The sequence below is a fragment of the Celeribacter baekdonensis B30 genome (genome assembly GCF_000299875.1).
GTDB classification, from domain to species: Bacteria; Pseudomonadota; Alphaproteobacteria; order Rhodobacterales; family Rhodobacteraceae; genus Celeribacter; species Celeribacter baekdonensis_A.
Genome location: NZ_AMRK01000006.1, coordinates 63,314 through 86,773, shown reverse-complemented (window position 1 = coordinate 86,773; position 23,460 = coordinate 63,314). Strand labels below are relative to the sequence as shown.

The following is a 23,460-nucleotide window of genomic DNA, read 5'->3' as shown; positions in this document are numbered from 1 at the left end:
CGCGGTCGTGGAGGCCCCTTTGGCAGACGAAGGTCCCAAAAAAATTGAACTTGGCGTGTATCAACGCCCCGATGACGCCCCTCGGATCACCGCGACAGAAATGATCGCGGCAGTCCTGTCGTTGTTCTGGCTGGCGCTGACCATTGGCTATTTTCTGATCGTCGGCAAAGGCACGGACGATTTTGACAGCATCCGCTTTGTCATGATGTTGATCGCGATTTTCATGCCCGTGGCGATGATTTGGGTCGGCGCCTTGGCGGTGCGGGCCTCTGTCACGATGCGAGAGGAGAGCCGCCGCCTTCAGGCGGCGATTTCCGCCATGCGCCAATCCTATCTGGCGCAACAACACGGCGGCACGGCATCCAGCAGCGTTGAGAAAAAGCTCGAAGAGATTGTCGCGGCTCAGCGAAAAACCGAATCCACCCTTGCGATGTTCACCTCGATCCGCCCCGGCACCACGCCGCCGGAGGACAAATTGGCGATCCCCTCGCCTGCGCTGATCGAAGAACAGGCCTCGCTGGCGCTTGGCACCCCCTCCGAATCCCTCGCACCGCCCCTTTCGGTCGCGGATTTTATCAAGGCTTTGAATTTCCCCGAAACCGCCGAGGACAAAGAGGGTTTTCGCGCCCTGCGCCGCGCCTTGTCTGACCGTAAGGTCAGCCAATTGGTTCACGCCGCACAGGACGTCTTGACCCTGCTGTCACAAGACGGGATTTACATGGACGACCTGCGTCCTGACCGTGCCAAGCCCGAGGTGTGGCGACGCTTCGCCACCGGAGAGCGTGGCCATTCGGTCGCGCCATTGGGCGGCGTTCGGGATCGGTCGTCTTTGGCTTTGGCTTCGGGGCGGATGAAACAGGATGCGGTGTTTCGCGATGCGGTGCACCATTTCCTGCGCAAATTCGACAAAACATTTGCCGAGTTTGAACAGACCGCAACGGACGAAGAAATTTCCGCCCTCTCCGACACCCGTACCGCGCGTGCCTTTATGCTTTTGGGGCGGGTCACCGGGACGTTTGATTGATCGACCCCGCCTGTTGATCGACCCCGTCTGATCACCATTTGCAAAACCCATATTCACAAATCGACATTGGTCATGCGCGAACACATGCCTTAGGTTGGCATGACCCCAAAAGTGACAGATCCATGTTTAAATCTCCCGCCTCGCGACAGTTCCTTATAGGCATCAAAGACGGTTTGCCGTTTCACATCGTGCTCTGGCCCTTTGCCGCAATTTTTGGCGCAATTGCCACGCAAGCCGGGCTGAACATCGTGGAAGTCATGGGGTTTTCCGTGCTTGTCATCGCCGGATCGGCGCAATTGGCCGCTTTGCAATTGATGACGGAAAACGCCCCCACGGTGATCGTCATCGCCACCGCTTTGGCCGTCAATCTGCGCATGGGGATGTATTCCGCTTCGATCACCCCGCATATTGGCAAATCCTCGCTGCTGACCCGCGCCTTTGCCGCCTATATGCTCTATGATCAACCCTATGCGCTCTCGACGATCAAATTCGAAAAAGAACCCGACCTGAGCGTCTCTGAAAAGCTCGGCTATTTCTTTGGCGTCGCCATCCCGCTCGGCATTGGATGGTATGCGCTGACCTTTACCGGCGCGGTTTTGGGTGAGAAAATCCCCACCGATCTCGGCGTCGATTTCGCCGTGCCAATCACCTTTTTGGCCGTGGTCTCACCGATGTTGAAAACACTGGCGCATTTGGCGGCGGCGCTTACCTCTGTCGTGTTGGTGCTGGCCCTGAGCTTTATGCCCTTTGGCTCCGGGCTTTTGGTCGCTGCGGCGGTTGCTTTGGTCGTTGGCGCACAGGTTGAGATTTGGATGGAACACCGAAAGGCCGCATCATGATCGAAGCCACGACAGGTCAAATCTGGACCATCATCCTGTCTATGGCGGCGGGTACGTTTTTGATCCGCTTTGCATTTTTGGGCTTTGTCGGTGACCGTCCTTTGCCCAATTGGCTCTTGCGCCTGCTGCGCTATACGCCCGTGGCGGTACTGCCCGCAGTGGTTGCACCGATGCTACTGGGGCAGGGTGAAAACGCCTTTGACCCACTGCGATTGGGCTGTGCAGCGGCCACCATTGCCGTGGGGATTTTGACCCGCAATGTGCTTTGGGCGATTTTGATCGGGCTTGGGCTGTTTTTCGGCTTCGGCGCGTTGATAGGGTGACTCAGGCACCCTGCCTGTGACGTAGCAACAGCGGCGGGGCTTCAATGAGGCGCCCGTTCTCATCCGGGCTGTCGTCATAATGCTTTTTCTCGCTGACGCCCTCAAACGTGCCGAACCACGTCATCAGTTTTTTGGGGAACATCGTGTTTGGTGCACCGGCAAACCCCGGCAGATCAGACAAAATACCCGAAATGCTATCGGTACAATGCGCCTTCGCCACCGCGCCATGGGCCTGAATTTTTGACAACGCGAGCTGCGCGACTTCAGGGCTGACCACGATGGTCTGTTCAACCACATGGTACGTCACGCGCGCATGGTAATCTATGTAAAAGGCCACGGCGGCGTCACTCATGCCATAGTGCACATCGTTACGCTCGGGCAAATGCGGGTGGTAAAACGTGCCTGCAGGGTCAAAAATCGCACGCTCGGACGGCGCATTGACCAACAAGGATGAATGTGCCCCGCCGCCGCTGCGATTGCCGATCACCGTGAACAGGGTCAACGTGTAGGGCGCGCCATGCACATAATGCGCGCGCGCGACCTCATCGTCAGGGGCCCATTTGGGCTCGGCGGCTCCACAGGCCGTCAGGACCAAAAGGCTCAGGAGCCAGAAAACGCGAGAGAACATCCGAACTGTCCGACTCCTAAACGAGGCTTAGCTGTTGAAAACAGCCATAAAAATCAAAGCGAAAATCGCAGCGCCTGCCACCCAGGTGGACCATTTGATAAAGCCTGCAAAGGTCTTTTCCTGAACCGAAGTATCCATTTCGCCGTGTTTATACTCAGCCATTGTGCGTGTCCTTTTATCTTCTTTGGCATTGAATTAGACGATTCAGATCGGCCTGTCACCCGTTGCTTGCATCCAGAGGGTGCGATCAGGGGGTAATCTGTTTCAGATCAGCCACAAGTCGCTTTGCTTGAGCCATCCAGGGCCTATACCTGCGTCACTTGCCACAGGATCGCCCCATCCTCGCGGACGTGCCCGGTGGCCAACCCTTGTGCTTCAAGATGGCGGCAATGGGCCATGGCTTCGACCATCGCAAGGCCGTATTCGCCCTCCTTGATCTTGCGACGAAACAGCACATCGAAACAATCGCAGGCAGTATGTGGCTCTTTTAGGGTCTCAATCAGGCGGGCGAGCGCATGGTGGTGATTGTCAAGCAATTGCCGCAACCGCGCAGGCAGACCCGTGTAGGGCAATTTATGCCCAGTCATCACAAGATGGCTGTCTTGCGCATGGGGCACGAAGCCCTCACAAGAGGTGATCCATTCCCCTACCGGATCGGCCAAAGGTTCAGTCGCAGAGGCTCCGAGGTTGGGAGAGATCGCGCCCAAAAGCTGATCCCCGCCAATCACCAAATCCGCATCCCGGCTCCAAAATGTCGCGTGTTCCGGCGCATGGCCATTGCCACAGCGCACGTCCCACATGCGACCACCGATCTCAATCTCATCGCCCTCGCGCAGGCGGGTATACCCAAGCGGGATTGGCGTCACCGCATCGGCGGTGTTGAACGGGCGTTCGGTGAGACGTTTGTCATAGACCTCGGACGCCATGCCGCAGGAGCGCCAAAAGGCACACATTTCAGGGGTTGGAGCCTCTTGCACATCAAGCTGCAGCATCCGCGCCATCAGATAGGCGGTGCGGGTGGTGGTTAGGCCCGCGCCATGTTCGGACACAAACCAGCCCGCAAGACCGATGTGATCAAGATGATGATGGGTGGCAATGACGCGGTGGATCGGCTTGCCGCCCAAAACCCCGTCGATCAACCGCTGCCACAGCCGCCGCGTTTTGGCGGTATCGACGCCGGTGTCCACTACGGTCCAGCCATCGGCCTCCTCGAAGAGGTAGCAATTCACATGCGCCAAAGGGATCGGCAAAGGCATCCGGGTCCAAAGCACACCTTGCGCAATCTCAACGACCTCGCCCATTTCGGGCGGATCAAACGGCGTGCGGATGGGAGCAGTCATCAGGCGGTCAGATCCTCAGAACTCAAAGCATAGACATCCGCCGCGCCAAGGCGCGCCTGCGCCAAAAGAGCGGTGTGTTCGGGCAATAGACGTTTAATATAGAAGGCCGCAAGCCGTGAATGCTTGCCCTCACCGCCCTCGGCAATCGCCGCTTTGAGGTGATAATGCCCGCCCAGCACCCGTGCAAAGGCCCGCAAAAACGGCACAGCGCCGGCAAAACGGTCATTCATCGGCAACGCCAACATGGTCTCAACCCCTTCGCGCAGGGTCTCCGCCGCATTCCACACCGCAATCGCGCGACGCGGCAACACCGCCCGCGCCTCTTCGGCAAAGGCTTCGATCTCGTCCAAAATGGCAAAGGCCGCATCGCCGCCATCCATCAATTTACGCCCCACAAGGTCCATCGCCTGAATGCCGTTCGTGCCTTCATAGATCGAGGTAATGCGGGCATCACGGGCATATTGCGCCGCACCGGTTTCTTCGATGTAGCCCATGCCGCCATGGACCTGAACGCCGGTTTGGGCGACCTCATGACCAATGTCGGTGGAAAATGCCTTGGTGATCGGGATCAAAAACGCCCCGCGCGCCTGTTGGTCCGGCTCCGTACGCCCAAGATCAAGCGCCACACCACAGGCCAACGAAAGACACCGCGCCACAAAGGTCTCAGCCCGCATCGTCGCCACCATCCGACGCACATCGGCATGATCCAGAATGCTGCCGTCCTCCCGACCAATCGGAGATGCGCCTTGCACCCGATCTTCGGCATAGGCCAGCGCCTTTTGCGTTGCGGCCTCGGCGATACCAACCCCCTGAACCCCCACGCCCAAGCGGGCGTTGTTCATCATGGTGAACATGCATTTCATGCCTTCGTGCTCGCGCCCGACAAGCCAGCCCTTGGCCCCTTCATAGGCCATCACACAGGTGGGAGACCCGTGAATGCCGAGCTTATGCTCAAGGCTCACAACCTTGAGGCTATTGGTCTCTCCCAACGAGCCATCCGCATTCGGGATGATCTTTGGCACCATGAACAGCGAAATGCCCTTGGTCCCTTCGACCCCATCCGGCAAACGCGCCAAGACAAGGTGACAGACGTTTTCGGAAAAATCATTGTCGCCCCAAGTGATAAAAATCTTCTGCCCGGTGATGGCGTAAGACCCGTCGGCATTGCGCGTCGCCTTGGTCCGCAGCGCGCCCACGTCAGAGCCCGCCCCGGATTCGGTGAGGTTCATCGTGCCGCACCATTCGCCCGAAATCAGCTTCGGCAGGTAAAGCGCTTTGATCTCGTCGCTGGCGTGATGCTCCAAGGCCTCGATTTGCCCCTGTGTCATCAGCGGATAAAGCGACAAAGACAGGCAAGCGCCCGACATCATTTCATTCACGGCCGTCGCCACCGTAAGCGGAAGACCCATCCCGCCATTTTCCGGGTCTGCCAACATGCCGATCCACCCGCCTTCGGCCACTTGCGTCAAGGCATCGCCAAACCCCGGAGAGGTTTTAACCACGCCATCCACCAAAGTGGCGGGCGTCACATCCCCGCCCCGATCCAGCGGTGCGATCACATCGCTGGTGAGATTGGCCGCCTCATTCAGAATGGCCTGAACCGTGTCGGCATCAATCTCGGCAAAGGTGTCCGTTTCCAGAACAGTCGCAAAATCAACGATGTGATCAAAGATAAACTGATACTCAGAAACCGGGGCGCGATAGGTCATGTGGGTCTCCTTCTGCTCGCAAAACATCGACATGTTGCAGCAGATTTTTGTCAAGCCTGGGTCGGGACACCCCGACGATTGACGAGAAGCGTAACGAAGCGGGTGCGGGCACCCAACCCAAACGCTGCGTCACGCGCGGCCCGCATTTGAAGACAAAACCGCCGGGCTCACGCCAAGTGACTTCAGCGCCGCCTGCCATTTGGCCCAATCCGGCGTCGAAAACACAATCTCCGGGTTCGCATCACAGGCCAGCCAGCCGTTTTTGACAATCTCCTCCTCCAACTGGCCCGGCCCCCAACCCGCATATCCCAGACACAGCAAGCGCTCATCCGGCCCGGCACCGCGCGCCATATCGCGCAAAATCTCGCGTGAGGCCGTCATGGAAAACTGTTCTCCCACATGCATCGAGGCATGATCGGCGGCATAATCCGTACTGTGCAACACAAAGCCACGGCCCAGTTCAACCGGGCCACCAAAATAGACCGGGATCGGTTGCATCTCAGGTGTGGCACGAATGTCGAGTTGCTCAAACACATCGGAGACGGCGATCTCGGTTGAGGTTTTGTTGATAATCAACCCCATCGCGCCGTCAGACGAATGAGCACAAAGAAACACCACGGCATTTTCAAAGCGCGGATCGCCGATTCCCGGCATCGCGATCAAAAGCTTTCCAGTCAACTCTGAGGTCTCTATGGGAGCGGGGTGTACCATACCCCCACCTCACCTGAAGCCAGCCCTGAACGCAAGTGGGCGCGAGGCATTCCTCGCCAAAATCGCGGTTGCGCCGCAACACAAAGCCGCGCGAGCGGCGCTGTCTCTCAAATGTGAGTTTGTGTGACCGCATCCCGTGTCTATATGGGTGCCATGACACACCCGATCTCAAACACATTCGTCGCCGCCTGTTTTGGTTTGGCCAGTCTTGGTTTTGCCAGTCTTGGATTTGCACCTGCTGCCTTGGCCGAAAGCCCGGCAGATATGGCGCGGATCGAGGTTCTGCCCGGATGGCAGATGGACAATGGCCATCAGATGGCCGCCATTCGCATCACATTGGCCCCCGGCTGGCACACCTATTGGCGCGCGCCCGGCGAGGCGGGCATTCCGCCACAGTTTGATTGGAGCGGGTCTGAAAATGTCTCTGCCGTCACCGTGCACTGGCCGGTGCCCGAACTCTTTTCCCAGAATGGCATGTGGTATCTGGGCTATGAGCGCGAGGTGGTTTTGCCGATCGAGATCACGCCAAACGCGGCGGGAGACATTGCTCTGGATGGGGTGATGGACCTTGGCGTGTGCAACGATATTTGTATGCCCTTACAGGCCGCAATCGGCGCAACATTCGCGCAAAATGCCCGGACAGGTTCTATTGCGGACAGCGGCCAGATCCGCAAAGCACTGACCGATCAACCGCAAAAGATCACGGGCGCGCGCTGTAGCGCGACCCCCCTGTCCGACGGGATGCGCCTGACCGCAACGCTCAATGTACCGCATTTGGGTCCGCGCGAAGTGGCGATTGTTGAACACCCGGACCGCTATATGTGGGTGTCGGAGGCGATGGTCACCCGCACCGGTAGTTCGGTTTCGGTGCAAAGCGATCTGGTCCCATCTGACGCGCAACCGTTTATGGTGGATCGCTCGGCCTTGACCATCACCGTCATCGGCGGCGGGCAGGCCTATGAGGCACAGGGCTGTACCGGCGGATCATAAGCAATCAGCTCGCTTTGTGCCGACGCGCCATCCGCCCTGCGATACCGACATACAACAGCGCAAAGCTCACACATAATCCGCCAAGGAACAGCGCCAAAGCCGCGCCAATCCCGCCACCGCCCAAGAGCGGTGACAGCGCACCAAAGACCATCACTTGCCCCAGCGTCAGCGCGAACCACAAAGCCGCGAAAGCCCCCGCAGCCAAGATCGCAGAGCCCACAAGCCCGGCCCGGCGCGGATGGCGCACAGCGCGGCGCAGGGCCGCCATCTGACGCGCCACATCCAGTTGCATCGCAAGAATCGCAGGCACCAGCATCAACACAACCACCATGCCAAACCCAAGCCCATAGGACAGGGTGACCACCGTCGGTTTGAGAAACTGCGCATCGGCGGAGCGTTCGTACAAGAGCGGCGCAAGACCCAAAACCGTGGTCAGCGTCGTCAACATCACGGGGCGCAAACGGTCGGTTGCGGCATCAATGATCGCCGGAAACAGCCCGCGTTCTTTGGCATATTCATCCACGGTCGAGACCAAAACAATCGAATCGTTGATGATGATCCCGGTCATGCCGATCAGGCCGACAACGGAGAACATCGACAGGGGAATGCCCCAAATCGCATGGCCATGAATGGCACCGATGAGGCCAAAGGGAATAACCGACATGACCACAACAGGCCGCGTCCAGCTTGAGAAAATCCACGCCAGCGTCAGGTAAATCCCGATCAACACGCCGCCCAGACCCAACATCGCATCGGAGAGGAATTGGTTCTCTTGCTCTGAGAGGCCAGAGACCCGATGGGTGATGCCGAATTCTTCGTCCAAGGCGGGCAAGATCTCGTCTGTGATCGCTGCTTGGATGTCTGAAGCGCGGGCCGGGTTGTCTTCGCTCAAATCACCTGAGACCGAGACAAGGCGCAGACCGTTTTCGCGTTGTACCGTGGAAAACCCGGTCTGGCGCGTCACCGAGACGATATCAGACAGCGGCACATAAACGCCCGAACTGGCGCGCATTTGGGTACGGTCCATGAAATCGGCGGTCAGTTCGCCTTCGGGCAATTCGACCCGCACCGTCGCGGTGCGCACGCCTTCGGGATAGGTCGCGGCCTCGATCCCGCCCAAGCGATGGGTCAAGGTCGTGCCCAATGTGTCGATGGAAAACCCGAGCGCCTCGCCCTGTGGCGTCAACTCCAAGATCAACTCTTCTTTGTCATAGGCGAGGCTGTCTTCCAACGCCGAAACTTCCGGGAACTGTGCCAGCCGGGTTTTGAGCGCCTCTGCCGCCGCCTTGAGTGTCGCCGACTCCGCACCATAAAGATCGACATCAATCGCATCACCGCCGGGGCCAAAATGGCCACGCCGAAACGACACGGTTTCCGCCAAAGGATGGTTCACCACCTCGGCTTGCAGGTCCTCAACAAAGGCATAAGACGAATAGGGCCGCAGGTCCGCGTCGATCAATTCGATCGACAATCCGCCAAGTTGGTAGTCCTCTTTGGTGTCCGTCCCAGACAGGCCCCGCCCGGCATTCGACCCGATTTGCGCCACGGCATAGGCGACGGGATTGGTGCCATATTGCTCTTCATAGCGCCTGCCTACGGCCTCGGTGGCGCGTTGTAATTCGCGCATCATGGCAAATGTGTCAGCGCGCTCCGCCGCTGGCACCATGGCGAAATTGCCAGAGATCAACGGCTGTTCCGGCGAATTGAAAAACCGCCATTGCACCTGTCCGGTGATCACCAAAGACACCTGCATCGCCAGCAAAAGCACGATCCCGGCGAGCAACGGATAGCGCAGTTTGACCGACCAGCCGACCAAGGGTCGGAACAGGCGTTCGCGAAAGACATGAAACCCCTTGTCGACCTGACGTGAGGGCCAGTCATACCAATGCGACTTTGCGGTGGAGGCGATGGAATGGCTGAGGTGATTGGGCAGAATGATGAAACATTCCAAAAGCGAGGCCATCAAAACCACTATCACCGTAAAGGGAATATCAGAGATCATATCGCCAAAGCGACCCGAAATCACCGTCAGGCCAAAAAAGGCGATCACCGTGGTGATGGTTGAGGAAAACACTGGCGCGAACATCCGCCGCGCGGCATTTTCCGCCGCCTCAACCGGCCCTTCTTTCAACCGTCTGACGCGAAAATCCGCATGTTCACCAACGACAATCGCATCATCGACAACGATACCCAAGGTGATGATCAGCGCAAACAGCGAGATCATGTTGAGCGTCAGCCCGGCCAAATACATCATCGCAATCGCTGACAACATCGCAACTGGAATGCCCGCTGCCACCCAGATTGCCGTGCGCGCGTTCAAGAACAGGAACAACAAGATCACGACAAGCCCAAGCCCCATCGCGCCATTGGACAGCAACAGATCGAGCCTTGCCTGGATCGCCTCGGCGCGGGTCCGAAACAGATCGAGTGTCACCCCGTCGGGCAGGGTCAGTCCCATCTCGGCGCTGACCTCTTCAACGACCCGCTGAATCTCAATCGAATCGCCTTGATCCGAGCGCGCGACTTTCACCGAGACCGCCGAATTGTCGCCAACAAAAAACGCCTCATTGCGGTCAACCCCGTTGACCCGCACCGTCGCCACATCGCCGATGGTCAATTCCGACCCATCCTCATTGCGGCGCAACACGATGGCGGAAATATCCGCCGCCTCACGTTTCTCAACCCCCGCGCGCACCCGCGCACCACCAGTGCCGACATTGCCCGCCGGGCTTGTGTCGGTCTCGGCCGCAATCGCACTGGCGATCTCGGCCATGGAAATGTCGTGCTGGATGAGATTGAGGGTCGACACTTCGACAATCATTTCGGAGGCAGCAACACCTGAAATACTTGTTTTCGTCACACCGCGGGCAAACAGCCGCGCCACCAATTCATCGGCAAACCGCGCCAATTGATCGAGACCTACAGGTCCGGTAATCACCACATCGGTGACCGAATCCGTCCATCCGCCCCAACGAATGACCGGATCGTCCGCGCCTTCTGGCAACTCGGTCTCGGCATCAATCGCCGCCTTCACGTCGTCGGCGGCGCGCTGCATGTCCCAGCCGGGTTCGAATTCAAGGCTGATCGACGCGCGCCCCTCGGTTGAACTGGCGCTGCTTTCAGTGACGCCTTCGACGGCCAAAAGCGTGGGTTCCAAAAGCTGGACGATGGCATGATCAACATCTTCCGCCCCGGCTCCCTTCCACGCGACCGAAACCCGCACCGTATCAACCACAACATCGGGAAAATATTGCGCCCGCATCCGGGGCAGCGCGGCCAGACCCGCTACGATCAAGATCACCAAAACAAGGTTTGCGGCCGTGCCGTGACGGGTGAAATACGACAGGATGCCTTTGGCTTTGCCCAATGTGGCGTTCATATTTAGCTCCCCATCCGGTCTTCGAGGCGGGTGATCAGCTCAGTCGGCACTTCATCGGCGGCCAGTTGTTCGGTGATCCGGGCGCGCACCTCTTCGGGCATCTGCGTGTTGCTGGCGACAAAGGCCAAAAGTTTTTCGCGGTGTTCCGGGGTGAGTTTGACCAGTGTGGCCTCCACTCCCTCTGGAGCTTGCGCGTCACCGCGTTGCGCGCCGTTGACTTTGACGCGAATGCCCGCGCCCAAAAGTGGCGAGCGCTCCAAAACGACCTGACGCCCGGAAATCGCGCGGACATCGACGATCACATCGTCCCCCTGACGGCGCAAAAGGGGCGCGGACACCTCTTCAAGACGGCTTTGATCGGTGACCGCAAGCACCGTGCCATTGGCCGCAACCGCACGCGCAGGGATAAGCGCAACATTGGCCAACTCCGGTTCTCGCACCTGAACCGTCACGAAATCGCCGGGTCGAAATCCGGGGGCGCTGTCCAAACGCGCGTAAAGCATCCGCCCGGTTTGCCCCTCGGCCACGGCGGCACTTTCGCGCGTGACCGTGCCCATGGCAACCAGATCAAGCCCCGACACATCGAGCGTCGCAGTCACGGCCATATCGGGCAGCGCGCCGCGGTCTTGCACAAGGCGGGCATATTGCTCGGTGGAGATGCGGAAGGCGACTTCGAGCGCGTCTGGCGCGATCAGCGTGGCGAATTGCTCATTGCTGCTCAACAACGTGCCCAAGGCGCCGGAGACGTCGCTCAAAACCCCGTCAAACGCGGCGATGACTGTGGTGTCATCCAAACGGCGGCGGGTTTCGTCCAGATCAATTTGGGCACGCAAAACGGCGGTGTGCGCCCGATCCACGCTGGCCTCGGCATCGGCCAAGGATTGACGTTTGGACAAAACCGACTGACCCGCAGAGGCATGGGCCAAAGCCGCATCTTCGACGCCGCTCGGGCTACCAACTCCACGATCCAAAAGATTCTTTTGTCGTTCAAGCGCGGCCAATCGCAAATCCCGCTGCGCCTCTGCGGCGGCCAAATCATCCACCGCCAAAAGCTGCGACCGCTCGGCCTCGCGCAGGCCCGCTTCGGCCTCTGCAAAATCGGCTTCGGCCACACGCACTGCGGCCTCGGCATCCGCCGGATCAATCCGCAAGATCACATCACCTGCCTTGACCGCACCGCCCTCTTGAAACCCATCGGCCAAGGCGACAATCCGCCCTGACACTGGCGCACGCAACTCCAGGGTTTGCCGTGCCGCAATTTGACCATAGCTGACCAAGACCGGCGTGACCGTGGTTGGCACCACCTCCATCACATTAACCGAAAACTGCCGCTCGCGCGCCTGTGGCGGCACGCTTTCCGCCGCGAGACGCGCCTGAAAGGCCGCATAAAACCGATAGCCCGCGCCCGCCAGCAAGGCGAGCGTCAGAGAGACAAGGAAAAGACCGATCAAAGAGCGGCGGAAAAAGCGCATTCCGTAAAACCTTTGGTTCATGCCCCCGAGAGGCGTATTTTGAATAGAGTTAGGGCTTGGCCCGGCACAGTCCACGACAGAGTATCATACGCACAAACGATAAAAACCCGTCGCGCTCAGTGCTCACGTTTCCGTCAGGGGTCACTTACGGCGCAGGTGCTCGTCCAAACGCGGCAGGATTTGCACGAAATTGCAGGGCTTGTGGCGATAATCTAGCTGCCATTTCAGGATCTCGTTCCACGCGTCTTTACAGGCCCCTGTCGAGCCCGGAAGCGCAAACAAATAGGTGCCGCCCGCAACCCCGCCCGTGGCGCGCGACTGCACGGCGGAGGTGCCAATTTTTTGCATCGACACGATGGTAAAGACCGTCCCGAAAGCGTCAATTTCCTTTTCATAGACATCGCGATGGGCCTCAACCGTGACGTCACGCCCGGTCAGCCCCGTTCCGCCGGTCGAGATCACCACATCGACCTCGGGACTGTCGATCCAGGCCTGAAGCTGATCGCGGATCAAAGGTCGATCATCGGTGACAATTTGGCGGTCCGCCAAAATATGCCCGGCCTCGGTGATCATCTCCACCAAAGCGGCACCGGACCGATCCTCCTCAATCCCGCGCGTGTCTGAGACGGTCAAAACCGCGATGCGAATGGGGATAAAGTCAAGGCTGTCGTCAATACGGCTCATGCGCGGCGCTCCATGGTGAAATCTAACGGGTAAAATCGAGACCCAGTTTAAAGGCGAGACCGCCAAAGATACTGGCAGAGACATAGCGTAACACACGCTCCATCACGCGGCTCCGTGCCAAAACGCCGCCCAACCCGACCGCGAACCAGCCGACAAGGCCATTGATCACAAAGCCCCCGAGGCCAATCACAGCGCCAAAAATGAGGAATTGACCCAATACGGACCCGCGTGCGGGATCGACGAATTGAGGAACAAAGGCGAGAATAAACAGGATGACCTTGGGGTTCGAAACATTGACGATCATCCCGTCACGAAAGGCACGCGCACGGCTTTTGAGAGTGATGTTGGAGCGCATCGCAGGCAGCGGGGTCAGCACCGTTTTGAGCGCAAGCCAGAGCAGATATGCGACCCCAATCCAGCGGATGACCCCAAAAATCGCCGGGTTCGCCGCAACCAGCGCACCGAGGCCAAGACCCGCCAAGGTCACATGGATCATGCCACCGGCAGAAATCCCGGCACTGGCGGCCACGGCGGCGCGCCGGTCGCCACGCAGGCCTTGGGCGAGACAAAACATCATATCCGCGCCGGGGGTTAGATTGAGCGCCAAAGCCGCAGGCACAAACGCCGCGAGTGTCAGCGGATCGACAATCATGTGAGGGTCCGGAGCCGCGCTTGGATGTCCAAAAGATCGGCCCACGCCTCGCGCTTGGCCACGGGGGTGCGCAGCAAATAGGCCGGGTGGGTCATTGGCATGGCGGGTTTGCCCAAAACGGTCTGCCAAGTGCCGCGCAGCCGGGTGATCCCGGCGCGACCCAACAGAGCTGTGCAGGCCCAATTGCCCATCAGCACGATCACATCCGGGTCGGCCAATTCGATATGACGGATCAAAAACGGTTTCAGCATGGCGATTTCCGCAGGCGTCGGATCGCGGTTTTCCGGCGGGCGCCACGGGATCGGATTGGTGATATAGAGCGCATGTTCGCTGTCAGGTGAGGTTCGGTCCAGGCCGATGGCGGCAAACATTTTGTCCAGAAGCTGACCCGAACGACCAACAAAGGGTTTGCCCTGTTGATCCTCTTCGCGCCCCGGCGCCTCGCCGATGATCATCACCCGCGCCTTGGGAGTGCCGTCAGAAAACACCAAATTGCGCGCGCCGCGTTTGAGATCGCACAGATCAAAACTGGCCATTGCGTCGCGCAGTGCCTCCAATGAAGTGGCAGATTTGGCCAGCGCCATCGCCGCCTCAACCGGCTCAACCTCCTTGGCCGCCGCCACAACGGGCGGGGCGGGGCGGCGAGCCGCAGCGGGCGCGTCAGGCGCAGGTGTGGGCGCAGCGGCTGCGACCTCATAGCGATTGACAGGTGTCTCCGCGATCGCCTCGGTTGCGCCGAGTTCGATCTGCCACTCCAAAAGAGCATGTGCTTGCCAATAGTCGATCTGAGTCTCCATTCGCCCACGCTACAATGCGCGAACGCCAAGGTAAATCGGTGACAGGGCCACAGCAGCCATTGCCCGCCCGCGCCCCCTTTTCTATAAGCACTGCAAAGGCACGATCGTTTGAGAGAGGGCATCATGGCATTCCGGCAAAAACACCTTTTGGGGATCGAGCCGCTTCATCCCGAAGAGATCAAAACCGTTCTCGATGTGGCGGATCGCTATGTCGATCTGAACCGTCAGGCCAATAAGCACTCCGACGCGCTCAAAGGCCTCACCCAGATCAACATGTTTTTTGAAAATTCGACCCGCACGCAGGCCTCGTTTGAATTGGCGGGCAAGCGACTTGGCGCGGATGTGATGAACATGGCGATGCAGGCCAGTTCGATCAAAAAGGGTGAGACGCTGATTGATACGGCGCTGACGCTCAACGCCATGCACCCGGACCTGTTGGTGGTGCGTCACCCGCATTCGGGGGCTGTCGATCTTTTGTCACAAAAAGTCAATTGCGCGGTTCTGAACGCCGGTGACGGGCGGCATGAGCACCCGACACAGGCGCTATTGGATGCGCTGACCATTCGCCGCGCCAAAGGCCGGTTGCACCGCCTGAACATCGCGATTTGCGGCGATATTGCCCATAGCCGCGTGGCCCGGTCTAACCTGATCCTTTTGGGTAAAATGGAAAACCGTGTGCGTTTGGTCGGCCCGCCGACCTTGGTGCCCGAACAGTTTCGCGAATTTGGCTGCGAAATTTACGACGACATGCGCGAAGGCTTGCAAGATGTCGATGTGGTGATGATGTTGCGGTTGCAAAAAGAGCGGATGGATGGCGGGTTTATCCCGTCCGAGCGCGAATATTTCTATCGCTACGGCTTGGACGCCGAAAAGCTGGCTCATGCCAAACCCGACGCGATTGTCATGCATCCCGGACCGATGAACCGCGGCGTCGAGATTGACGGCACCATTGCCGACGACATCAACCGCTCGGTGATCCAGGAACAGGTCGAAATGGGCGTCGCCGTGCGCATGGCGGCGATGGACCTTTTGGCGCAAAACCTGCGCGCCTCACGCGAAACCTCGGGCCAAGGGGTGATGGTGTGAGCGATCCCTTTGAGATCCCCGGCGGTGAAACACGGCGTGTTTGGGTCTTTGCCTTTGACGGACCGCTCGACGAACTGGATGCGCTCTCGCCCGAGGCCTTGGCGGAGGCTTTGGGGCTATGGAGCGCGCCAAAAGTTGAGGCGATGGAGCGGTTTGATCTTTCACACCTCGAAGACTACGGATTTGCGCGTTACCTCAGCGAGGCCAATGGCATGGCCGTGGGCAATGATGCGGCGATGTTGAACGCGCTCACCGGCCCGGTCTTGGTGGTGTTTTCCCAAGGCCTGGCCGAGGCCGAGCGCCGGTTTGACCCCGACGCGCCGTTCCGTCTGATCGGGCGCTATGGCTTGACCACGGATCTGACCTTGCCCGAAGACATCACATCCGAAAGCGCCCTTGGCCAATTGCCCGAAGGCAAAGCCCCCATGTCATCCGCGCGCATGTCGGGCATGGTCGCGACCGTTGTTTTGCTGTTTTTGGCGGTGTTTGTCGCCGCCTTTGTCTGGGTCGGCAGATGACGAATGGCTGGCAGGATATCCTGGCACCCGGCGAACATGTGCTGTGGCAGGGACAGCCGTCTGTGCCGCCCCGCCTGTCGCCGCGACAGATTCCGGTCTTTTTGTTCGGCATGATGTTCGCGGGATTTGCGGTGTTTTGGATGTCGATGGCGATGCGGGCGGGGACGATTTGGGTCTTTGGCCTGATCCATCTGTTTGCCGGGCTGGCCGTGGCGATCGGGCCGATTTTCGTCATGCCGTTTGTGGCCTCGCGCACATGGTATTCGCTGACCAATCGTCGGGCGTTTTTTGCCACGCACCTGCCCTTTGTCGGTCCCACCCTCAATGCGCTGGACCTAACGCCCGCGCTTGGGATCGAATTCGACGGCAAGGACCCCGGCACATTGCGGTTTCTCGATAAGGCCACACCGCTTGTGGGCACGCGTTTTGATGGCGCGCCCATGTTTACCAAAATTCAAAACGCCCGAGATGTGTTTGGGCTGATCCGCGACATCCAGAGAGGCAAAGCATGACGATTTTCACCAATGCGCGTCTGATCAATCCCGAAACCCTGACCGATGATCTGGGCTGGCTCCGCATGGAAGGCAATGTGATTGCAGAAACCGGCACGGGCACACCACCACGGGGCGAAAGCATTGATTGCGGCGGCAAATGTCTTGCACCGGGGATCGTGGACCTTGGGGTGAAAGTGTCGGAACCGGGCGAGCGTCACAAAGAAAGTTTCGCCTCCGCCGGACGGGCGGCGGCGGCGGGCGGTGTGACCACAATGATCACCCGCCCCGACACCCAAAGCGCGATTGATACCCCCGAAGTGTTGGAATTTGTCAGACGCCGCGCGGCGGAGGACGCCATTGTGAAGGTCAAACATATGGCCGCGCTGACCAAGGGCCGCGCGGGCCGTGAGATGGTTGAAATCGGTTTTATGTTGGATGCGGGCGCCGTGGCCTTTACCGATTGCGATCATGTGGTTGAGGACACCAAAGTGTTGCAGCGCGCGCTGACCTATGCGCGCTCCTGTGGCGCGCTGGTCATCGGTCACCCGCAAGACCCCGGCCTCTCAAAAGGTGCCGCCGTGACATCCGGCAAATTCGCCACCCTGCGCGGCCTGCCCGCCGTGTCACCCATGGCCGAACGGATGGGATTGGACCGCGATCTGGCGCTGATCGAGATGACCGGCGTGCGCTATCATTTTGACCAACTGACCACCGCGCGCGCCCTGCCCGCCTTGGACCGTGCGAAACACAACGGGTTTGATGTCACCGCAGGCGTGTCGATCCACCATCTGACGCTCAATGATTTGGACGTTGGCGACTACCGCACCTTTTTCAAAGTCAAACCGCCGCTCAGATCCGAAGATGATCGTTTGGCGATGGTCGAGGGTGTGGCCTCCGGGCTGATTGATGTGATCTCGTCGATGCACACGCCGCAGGATGAGGAAAGCAAACGCTTGCCGTTTGAAGAGGCGGCGTCCGGTGCTGTCGCTCTTGAAACACTGCTGCCCGCCGCGCTTCGCCTCTATCATTCGGGACAACTCGGCCTGCCGCAATTGTTCCGGGCGATGGCGCTGAACCCCGCCCATCGCATGGGGCTGGCCTCGGGTCGGCTCTCGGAAGGTGCGCCCGCGGATCTGGTGTTGTTTGATGCGGATGCGCCTTTTGTGCTGGATCGGTTTAAACTGCGCTCGAAATCGAAAAATACCCCCTTTGACGGCGCGCGAATGCAAGGCAAAGTCATCGGCACTTGGGTCGATGGCCTGCGGGTGTTCGAAGGCTGAGACGCCGTCAATCGACCCCTCATTTTCCACGGAGAACACCGATGACGCTATTGATGCTGATTGTCACCGCGCTGGTCGCTTATCTTTTGGGGTCGATCCCTTTTGGCATCGTCATGGCGCGCCTGTTTGGACTTGGCGATTTGCGTCAGATCGGGTCGGGCAACATTGGCGCGACCAATGTTTTGCGCACCGGCAATAAACTGGCCGCCTTCCTCACACTTTTGGGCGACAGTGGCAAAGGCGCTTTGGCGGTGATTTTGGCGCGTCTTTTGGTGGGCGAACAGGCCGCCGGGATCGCCGGGCTTTGCGCCATGTTGGGGCATCTCTACCCGATCTATCTGCGCTTTAAAGGCGGCAAAGGCGTTGCCACTTTCCTTGGGACCCTCTTGGCGCTCTCACTCCCGGTCGGGCTTTTGGCCTGTGCAACATGGCTTTTGGTCGCCGTTGTGACGCGCTACTCCAGCCTGTCGGCCTTGGTCGCCGCATTGATGGCCCCGATTTACACGGCGGCGTTTTATCACTTACACGGCGCGATCCTTGTTTTGGTGCTCACCGCGTTGATTTTCTACAAACATCGCGACAACATCGCCCGCCTGAAAGCCGGCACGGAAACAAAGATCGGCAAAAAGGGCTGATTTCCGTAAAATAGAGCGCTTTGCGCCCCATTCCTGTCCCGATTTGACGTCAGCTTAACCATGACGACATTGGGTTGGGAATACGAGTATGGCTGGACCATTGAAAGCCGTTGAGAACGGCTATTTCAGAGCCTTCACCTTTTCGGGGCGCGCATCGCGGTCTGAATTTTGGTGGTTTGCATTGTATTACGCGATTGTTTTCGGGCTTTTGTGTATTGACCTGTACAAAGGCGGCACATTACTCGTTTGGTTCTTTGTCCTCAACATCATCCCCAACCTCTCACTCCAATTCCGCCGATTGCACGACACTGGAAAGTCCGGGTGGTGGCTTTTGCTGAGCGTCCTCCCCATTGGGTCGCTTGTCCTTCTCATCTTTTACATCTTGCCCTCTGAGACCCGCGAAAACAGGTGGGGACCGCCGCCGAATGGCGGCAATCAACGGTGGGGCAATAGCCCCTCTTCGACCTCGGCCTATGCTGCGTTGATGCGTGTGCCGGATGTCGGTGGGGCCAGTTCAGAAGAGTTTGAAGACGCCCGCCGTCGGGAAATCCAAGAGTATTACAAAACGCGCGTTTTGGGAAAGACCGTGTAATCAGGCGTATTTTTCCCCTTGTAGGGCGCAGTAAGATCAGAAAAAGGTCGCATCAGACTCTATTTGGAAAGATGACATGACCTTTTTAACTGCAATCAAAACCTGTTTCTCGAAATACATCACCTTCAGTGGCCGCGCCTCACGCTCAGAATATTGGTATTTCGCTCTGTTTACCCTTCTCGCCACCTTCGGCACGTTGGCACTTGATATCGTGCTCGCATCCAATCTGGGTTTGCCGCCGATTTTCTATACTGTTACCTCTATCGCGATCATTCTACCGTCGCTTTCAGTCCTCGTGAGACGTTTGCATGATGTGAATAAATCCGGGTGGTGGTATTTTATTTGCTTTGTGCCGCTCGTCGGGGTCCTCCTCATTCTCTATTGGGCTGTATCCAAAGGCACATCCGGTCCGAACCGGTTTGGCCCCGACCCGATCACGGGCGAAGAGGCTCCGTTGAGCTACACAGACAGTGCAATCCCGCCGGTCAATCGCGGCGAATAAGCCATCCATGGCAAGAAAAAAGGCGGCAGACCCATCTGGTTTGCCGCCTTTTTCATGTTTGAAACCTCAGAGGTCTCAGTAGGAATATTCACCAAACACTTTGGTTACATCGCCATTCCACTCGCCTTCGAACTTCTCAATAAGTTCGTCGGCCGGAGCATGTCCGGTCTCGATGCTCTCTTTGAGCGCGTTCAGGAAATGGGTTTCATCCGGCACCAATCCACCGGCGCCGGGGCAACCGCGCGCTTTCAGGCCCGCTTCGGCAATCGACACGCATTCGCGTGCAAGGTCGATCATTTTGACCCCATCCACCTGGGCTTGCAGCCCCTCAACAGAGGAGGCCACGCGCAGGTTCTCACGAAACTCCGGCGTCCAGCCTTTGATCAGGTCGGTCGTCGCATCCAGCGCGTTTTGGTCATACATCAAGCCGACCCAGAAGGCAGGAAGCGCGCAAAGACGCCGCCAAGGCCCGCCATCGGCACCACGCATTTCCATATATTGCTTGATCCGCGCTTCGGGGAACAGCGTGGTGAGGTGATCCGCCCAATCAGAGAGTGTTGGCTTTTCACCCGGCAGAGCGGGCAATTTGCCCTTCAAGAAATCGCGGAACGACATGCCCAGCGCGTCGATATATTTGCCATCGCGGTAGACGAAATACATCGGCACATCGAGGGCATACTCGGTGTAGCGTTCAAAACTCATCCCATCCTCAAACACAAACGGCAACATGCCGGTGCGCGACGGGTCAAGGTGACGCCAAATGTAAGAACGCCACGATTTATGACCGTTGAGTTTGCCCTCCATAAATGGCGAATTGGCGAACAATGCGGTGGCAACAGGTTGCAACGCCAAAGCGGTGCGGAACTTTTGCACCATATCGGCTTCGGAGGAGAAATCGAGGTTCACCTGAACCGTGCAAGTGCGGCGCATCATCTGGGTGCCGGTGGTCCCGACCTTGCCCATATAGGCGTCCATCAATTTATAGCGGCCCTTGGGCATCAACGGCATCTGGTCATGGGTCCAATGCGGCGCCATGCCCAGACCGATAAAGCGCGCGCCCATCTCGTCGGAGACCGATTGCACCTCGCGCAGATGTTCGTTCACCTCGTCGCAGGTCTGGTGGATGGTGTCCAAAGGCGCGCCGGACAATTCCAACTGCCCGCCCGGCTCAAGCGACACATTTGCGCCATTGAGCGTCAGACCAATTAGGTGCTCGCCTTCAAACACCGGGTCCCAACCGAACCGATCCTGCAAACCCTCAAGCAGCGCTTTGATCGAGCGATCGCCCGCGTAAGGCAGAGGGTTCAGCGTGTCTTTGCAATAGCCGAACTTTTCATGCTCGGTGCCGATTTTCCAATTTTCGCGAGGTTTACAGCCTTCTGCAAAAAAGTTGACCAGATCGTCATAGCTTTCGATCAAGCCTCCGCCGGATTGGGGAATGGACATATGGGGCTACTCCGGAGCGTTGAATTCAGTGCGGTAGACTTGGGTCAAGAGGATCATGAAGTCAATGCGAAGGCCATCATTCGGTTCGCATCTCAGCGCAGAAGCGCTGTGCGTTTCCGCCAGATCACAACTGGATGATCGGGCGTCTGTTTGATTTGTCGCAGCATTTTTTCGGTCTCAATCCCATCCAGCGTGACAAATACGTCAAACAACCGATCCGCCCCAAACGCATCCAGAGGGATCAAAAGTGGCGGCTGACCGGGTGCGTCAAATTGCCAATGCGCCGGGCCTTTGACAGCAGGAAGCAAGGTCACGCAGGTCATCGCGTCAATCTCGACCTGACCGCCGGTGTAGGGGGTGAAATAGCTGACCACGCCCTCGTCCACCTCGACCGAGCCATAGCCATCGCCCTTATGGGCAAAGCGCGCGCGCTGCACGGCGGCCACCGCGAAAACAATGGCCAGTCCGGTAAAGCCCAAGGCGATCCAGCGCATCACGCCAAAAGAGGACACCGCCCACCAGCCCAAAAGCGCCACAACGACGAGCGCTACGGCAACCTCGCGCCAGCGCCACAGCATCGCTTTGACCTCGGGTCGCATCAGGACCAATCCCCAAGATGGGTTTGCCAGATCGTCAAGGCGGCGACGGCGGCGGTGTCTGCGCGCAGGATGCGCGGACCAAGCGAGACGGCATGGGTGAAGGGCAGCGCGTGAAGGCGTTTGCGCTCGGCCTCGGAAAACCCGCCCTCAGGGCCGATCAAGATCGCCCATTTGCCGCTTTCGACCGCTTGCAAGGCCTGCGCCGCCCCGACGAGGGTTTCGTCACAAAACATAATCTGACGCTCCGGGTCCCAATCGGCCAAAATCCGGTCCAGACGATGAAGCCCCGCCACTTCGGGCACATAGGTCCCACCACATTGCTCAGCCGCCTCAATGGCATGGGCTTGCAACCGATCCTGACGAATGCGTTCCGAATTGGTAAACTCGGTCTGCACAGGCACAATGCGCTGCGTGCCCATCTCGGCGGCTTTTTCCACGATAAAATCGGTGCGTGCCTTTTTGATCGGCGCGAACAAAAGCCACAGATCGGGCGGCAGTTGCAAAGGTTTGCTCTGTATCCGACAGGTCAGTTCCCCACCGCGTTTGCCCGCCTGCGTGATCTCGGCCACATATTCGCCATCGCGCGAATTGAACAGCGCGACATACGCCCCCTCTGGCTGTCGCATCACCCCAAAAAGGTAATGCGCCTGATCCCTCTCCAGAGGAATGGATTGCCCCTCGGCCAGAGGGTGATCTACATAGAGGCGGATCTTCGCCTGAAACTGTTCTTCGCTCATGGAGCAAACATATGATCGACACACCGAAAGCACCAGAGACGAGTGGACAGGTTTTTGACGCTGTCAAAGGCAATTGGGTCGATAGTCATGCGCCCGCATGGACCCGGCCCTATTTGCGCCTCTCAAGGGCGGATCGGCCTGTTGGCACTTGGTTGCTCCTGCTCCCCTGTTGGTGGGGCGCGTTATTGGCGGCGGCGGAAACCGGGACATTTGGGCTGCGCACGCTGTGGATCATGATCGGCTGTGCTTTGGGCGCGTGGTTGATGCGTGGCGCGGGATGCACCTGGAACGACATCTCAGACCGTAATTTTGACGGCAAAGTTGAACGCACCAAAAGCCGCCCGATCCCCTCGGGTCAAGTCACCGTCAAACAGGCGGCGATCTGGATGGTCCTCCAGGCTCTGATCGCCCTTGTGATTCTGTTGAGCTTTGGCAAGCTGGCGATCCTTCTGGGACTACTCTCGCTTGTCCCGGTGATGATTTACCCTTTCGCCAAGCGGTTTACATGGTGGCCACAGGTGTTTTTGGGCCTCGCTTTCAACTGGGGCGCAATTTTGGCCTATGCTGCCGTATCCGGTCGCCTGAGCACCGCCCCGTTCTTTTTCTATTTCGCCGGCATCGCCTGGACGATTTTCTACGATACGATCTATGCTCACCAAGACAAAGACGACGATGCGATGATCGGCATCAAATCCACTGCACTTCTGTTTGGCGACGATACGGCGCGGTGGCTCAGACGGTTTTTGGTCATCACCGTTGTGTTGATGGGGGCGGGCGTGGTTGAGGCCCTTGTGGACCGCTCGATTTTGGCGCTTGTCGTCGCCTTGGGCGCACCTTGGGCGATGGGGCTTCATATGACGTGGCAGATGACCAAACTTGACACCGAAAACCCAGACATGTGCCTCAAACTGTTCCGCGCCAACCGCGATACAGGGCTTTTGGCTGCGCTGTTTCTTGCCGTATCTGTGTTCCTTTGATTGCAGCAAAGGCCATATGCCCCTAAGACAAAGGCCAAATTGAATA

25 protein-coding genes are annotated in these 23,460 nt (G+C 58.6%); 12 read left to right on the top strand and 13 right to left on the bottom strand.

The genetic code is table 11. The annotated features are described in order from the left end of the window. The first annotated feature begins 7 nt into the window (after nt 1–7). From B30_RS12060 to B30_RS12050, 3 genes are all read left to right on the top strand, one after another. Nucleotides 8–1,024 (top strand): hypothetical protein, encoded by a 1,017-nt coding sequence (locus B30_RS12060; protein ID WP_009572359.1) that lies wholly within the window; start codon nt 8–10, stop codon nt 1,022–1,024. Between the two features lie 122 nt (nt 1,025–1,146). After that, entirely contained in the window at nt 1,147–1,863 is a 717-nt protein-coding gene (locus B30_RS12055) for an AzlC family ABC transporter permease (RefSeq protein WP_009572358.1), read from the top strand. Next, nucleotides 1,860–2,186 (top strand): AzlD domain-containing protein, encoded by a 327-nt coding sequence (locus tag B30_RS12050; protein ID WP_009572357.1) that lies wholly within the window; start codon nt 1,860–1,862, stop codon nt 2,184–2,186. The genes B30_RS12055 and B30_RS12050 overlap by 4 nt, the downstream gene beginning before the upstream one ends. Nucleotide 2,187: 1 nt before the next feature. Here B30_RS12050 and B30_RS12045 read toward each other — a convergent pair whose 3' ends face one another. From B30_RS12045 to B30_RS12025, 5 genes are all read right to left on the bottom strand, one after another. Further along, nucleotides 2,188–2,814 (bottom strand): hypothetical protein, encoded by a 627-nt coding sequence (locus B30_RS12045; protein ID WP_009572356.1) that lies wholly within the window; start codon nt 2,812–2,814, stop codon nt 2,188–2,190. A 27-nt stretch (nt 2,815–2,841) separates the two neighbouring features. Continuing rightward, nucleotides 2,842–2,976, bottom strand: a complete 135-nt coding sequence (locus B30_RS12040) for an aa3-type cytochrome c oxidase subunit IV (RefSeq protein WP_009572355.1) — start codon at nt 2,974–2,976, stop codon at nt 2,842–2,844. Between the two features lie 143 nt (nt 2,977–3,119). Next, nucleotides 3,120–4,154, bottom strand: a complete 1,035-nt coding sequence (locus B30_RS12035; protein WP_009572354.1) for an MBL fold metallo-hydrolase — start codon at nt 4,152–4,154, stop codon at nt 3,120–3,122. Beyond that, nucleotides 4,154–5,863, bottom strand: coding sequence for an acyl-CoA dehydrogenase (locus B30_RS12030; RefSeq protein ID WP_009572353.1), 1,710 nt, complete (start codon nt 5,861–5,863; stop codon nt 4,154–4,156). The genes B30_RS12035 and B30_RS12030 overlap by 1 nt, the downstream gene beginning before the upstream one ends. A gap of 129 nt (nt 5,864–5,992) precedes the next feature. Beyond that, nucleotides 5,993–6,574 (bottom strand): YqgE/AlgH family protein, encoded by a 582-nt coding sequence (locus tag B30_RS12025; protein ID WP_040402396.1) that lies wholly within the window; start codon nt 6,572–6,574, stop codon nt 5,993–5,995. A gap of 153 nt (nt 6,575–6,727) precedes the next feature. Here B30_RS12025 and B30_RS12020 point away from each other — a divergent pair, with 153 nt between their 5' ends. Next, nucleotides 6,728–7,564 (top strand): protein-disulfide reductase DsbD domain-containing protein, encoded by an 837-nt coding sequence (locus B30_RS12020; RefSeq protein WP_040402425.1) that lies wholly within the window; start codon nt 6,728–6,730, stop codon nt 7,562–7,564. A 4-nt stretch (nt 7,565–7,568) separates the two neighbouring features. Here B30_RS12020 and B30_RS12015 read toward each other — a convergent pair whose 3' ends face one another. The 5 genes from B30_RS12015 to B30_RS11995 form a co-directional block, all read right to left on the bottom strand. Next, nucleotides 7,569–10,943, bottom strand: a complete 3,375-nt coding sequence (locus tag B30_RS12015) for an efflux RND transporter permease subunit (protein WP_009572350.1) — start codon at nt 10,941–10,943, stop codon at nt 7,569–7,571. A 2-nt stretch (nt 10,944–10,945) separates the two neighbouring features. Beyond that, on the bottom strand, nt 10,946–12,415 hold the full coding sequence (locus tag B30_RS12010; RefSeq protein ID WP_009572349.1) for an efflux RND transporter periplasmic adaptor subunit: 1,470 nt from the start codon (nt 12,413–12,415) through the stop codon (nt 10,946–10,948). 141 nt (nt 12,416–12,556) lie between these two features. Beyond that, nucleotides 12,557–13,099, bottom strand: coding sequence for a molybdenum cofactor biosynthesis protein B (moaB, locus tag B30_RS12005; protein ID WP_009572348.1), 543 nt, complete (start codon nt 13,097–13,099; stop codon nt 12,557–12,559). 22 nt (nt 13,100–13,121) lie between these two features. Continuing rightward, the gene (locus B30_RS12000; protein ID WP_009572347.1) at nt 13,122–13,751 is read right to left on the bottom strand and encodes a LysE family translocator; all 630 of its coding nucleotides are present in this window, start codon (nt 13,749–13,751) and stop codon (nt 13,122–13,124) included. After that, a complete protein-coding gene (locus B30_RS11995) occupies nt 13,748–14,548 on the bottom strand; it encodes a uracil-DNA glycosylase (protein ID WP_009572346.1) in 801 nt (266 codons plus the stop codon). Before B30_RS11995 ends, B30_RS12000 begins: the two co-directional genes overlap by 4 nt. Before the next feature lie 123 nt (nt 14,549–14,671). On the opposite strand from B30_RS11995, the gene B30_RS11990 reads away from it, so the two are divergent. The 7 genes from B30_RS11990 (at nt 14,672) to B30_RS11960 (ending at nt 19,655) form a co-directional block, all read left to right on the top strand. Beyond that, the gene (locus B30_RS11990; protein ID WP_009572345.1) at nt 14,672–15,634 is read left to right on the top strand and encodes an aspartate carbamoyltransferase catalytic subunit; all 963 of its coding nucleotides are present in this window, start codon (nt 14,672–14,674) and stop codon (nt 15,632–15,634) included. Further along, a complete protein-coding gene (locus B30_RS11985) occupies nt 15,631–16,152 on the top strand; it encodes a hypothetical protein (RefSeq protein ID WP_009572344.1) in 522 nt (173 codons plus the stop codon). Before B30_RS11990 ends, B30_RS11985 begins: the two co-directional genes overlap by 4 nt. Then, nucleotides 16,149–16,664, top strand: a complete 516-nt coding sequence (locus B30_RS11980; protein WP_009572343.1) for a hypothetical protein — start codon at nt 16,149–16,151, stop codon at nt 16,662–16,664. Before B30_RS11985 ends, B30_RS11980 begins: the two co-directional genes overlap by 4 nt. Further along, complete coding sequence (gene pyrC / locus B30_RS11975) at nt 16,661–17,926, top strand: dihydroorotase (RefSeq protein ID WP_009572342.1); 1,266 nt, start codon at nt 16,661–16,663, stop codon at nt 17,924–17,926. The genes B30_RS11980 and pyrC overlap by 4 nt, the downstream gene beginning before the upstream one ends. 41 nt (nt 17,927–17,967) lie before the next feature. Then, on the top strand, nt 17,968–18,561 hold the full coding sequence (gene plsY, locus B30_RS11970) for a glycerol-3-phosphate 1-O-acyltransferase PlsY (protein ID WP_009572341.1): 594 nt from the start codon (nt 17,968–17,970) through the stop codon (nt 18,559–18,561). A gap of 88 nt (nt 18,562–18,649) precedes the next feature. Further along, nucleotides 18,650–19,153, top strand: a complete 504-nt coding sequence (locus B30_RS21760; protein ID WP_009572340.1) for a DUF805 domain-containing protein — start codon at nt 18,650–18,652, stop codon at nt 19,151–19,153. 76 nt (nt 19,154–19,229) lie between these two features. Continuing rightward, entirely contained in the window at nt 19,230–19,655 is a 426-nt protein-coding gene (locus tag B30_RS11960) for a DUF805 domain-containing protein (protein ID WP_009572339.1), read from the top strand. A 75-nt stretch (nt 19,656–19,730) separates the two neighbouring features. Here B30_RS11960 and B30_RS11955 read toward each other — a convergent pair whose 3' ends face one another. From B30_RS11955 to B30_RS11945, 3 genes are all read right to left on the bottom strand, one after another. Then, nucleotides 19,731–21,101 (bottom strand): glutamate--cysteine ligase, encoded by a 1,371-nt coding sequence (locus B30_RS11955; RefSeq protein ID WP_009572338.1) that lies wholly within the window; start codon nt 21,099–21,101, stop codon nt 19,731–19,733. 92 nt (nt 21,102–21,193) lie between these two features. Next, nucleotides 21,194–21,700, bottom strand: a complete 507-nt coding sequence (locus tag B30_RS11950) for a hypothetical protein (protein WP_009572337.1) — start codon at nt 21,698–21,700, stop codon at nt 21,194–21,196. Beyond that, complete coding sequence (locus tag B30_RS11945; RefSeq protein ID WP_009572336.1) at nt 21,700–22,437, bottom strand: 16S rRNA (uracil(1498)-N(3))-methyltransferase; 738 nt, start codon at nt 22,435–22,437, stop codon at nt 21,700–21,702. Before B30_RS11945 ends, B30_RS11950 begins: the two co-directional genes overlap by 1 nt. 11 nt (nt 22,438–22,448) lie before the next feature. Between B30_RS11945 and ubiA the strand changes: the two genes are divergently transcribed. After that, nucleotides 22,449–23,414, top strand: a complete 966-nt coding sequence (gene ubiA / locus B30_RS11940) for a 4-hydroxybenzoate octaprenyltransferase (RefSeq protein WP_009572335.1) — start codon at nt 22,449–22,451, stop codon at nt 23,412–23,414. Nucleotides 23,415–23,460: the final 46 nt, after the last annotated feature.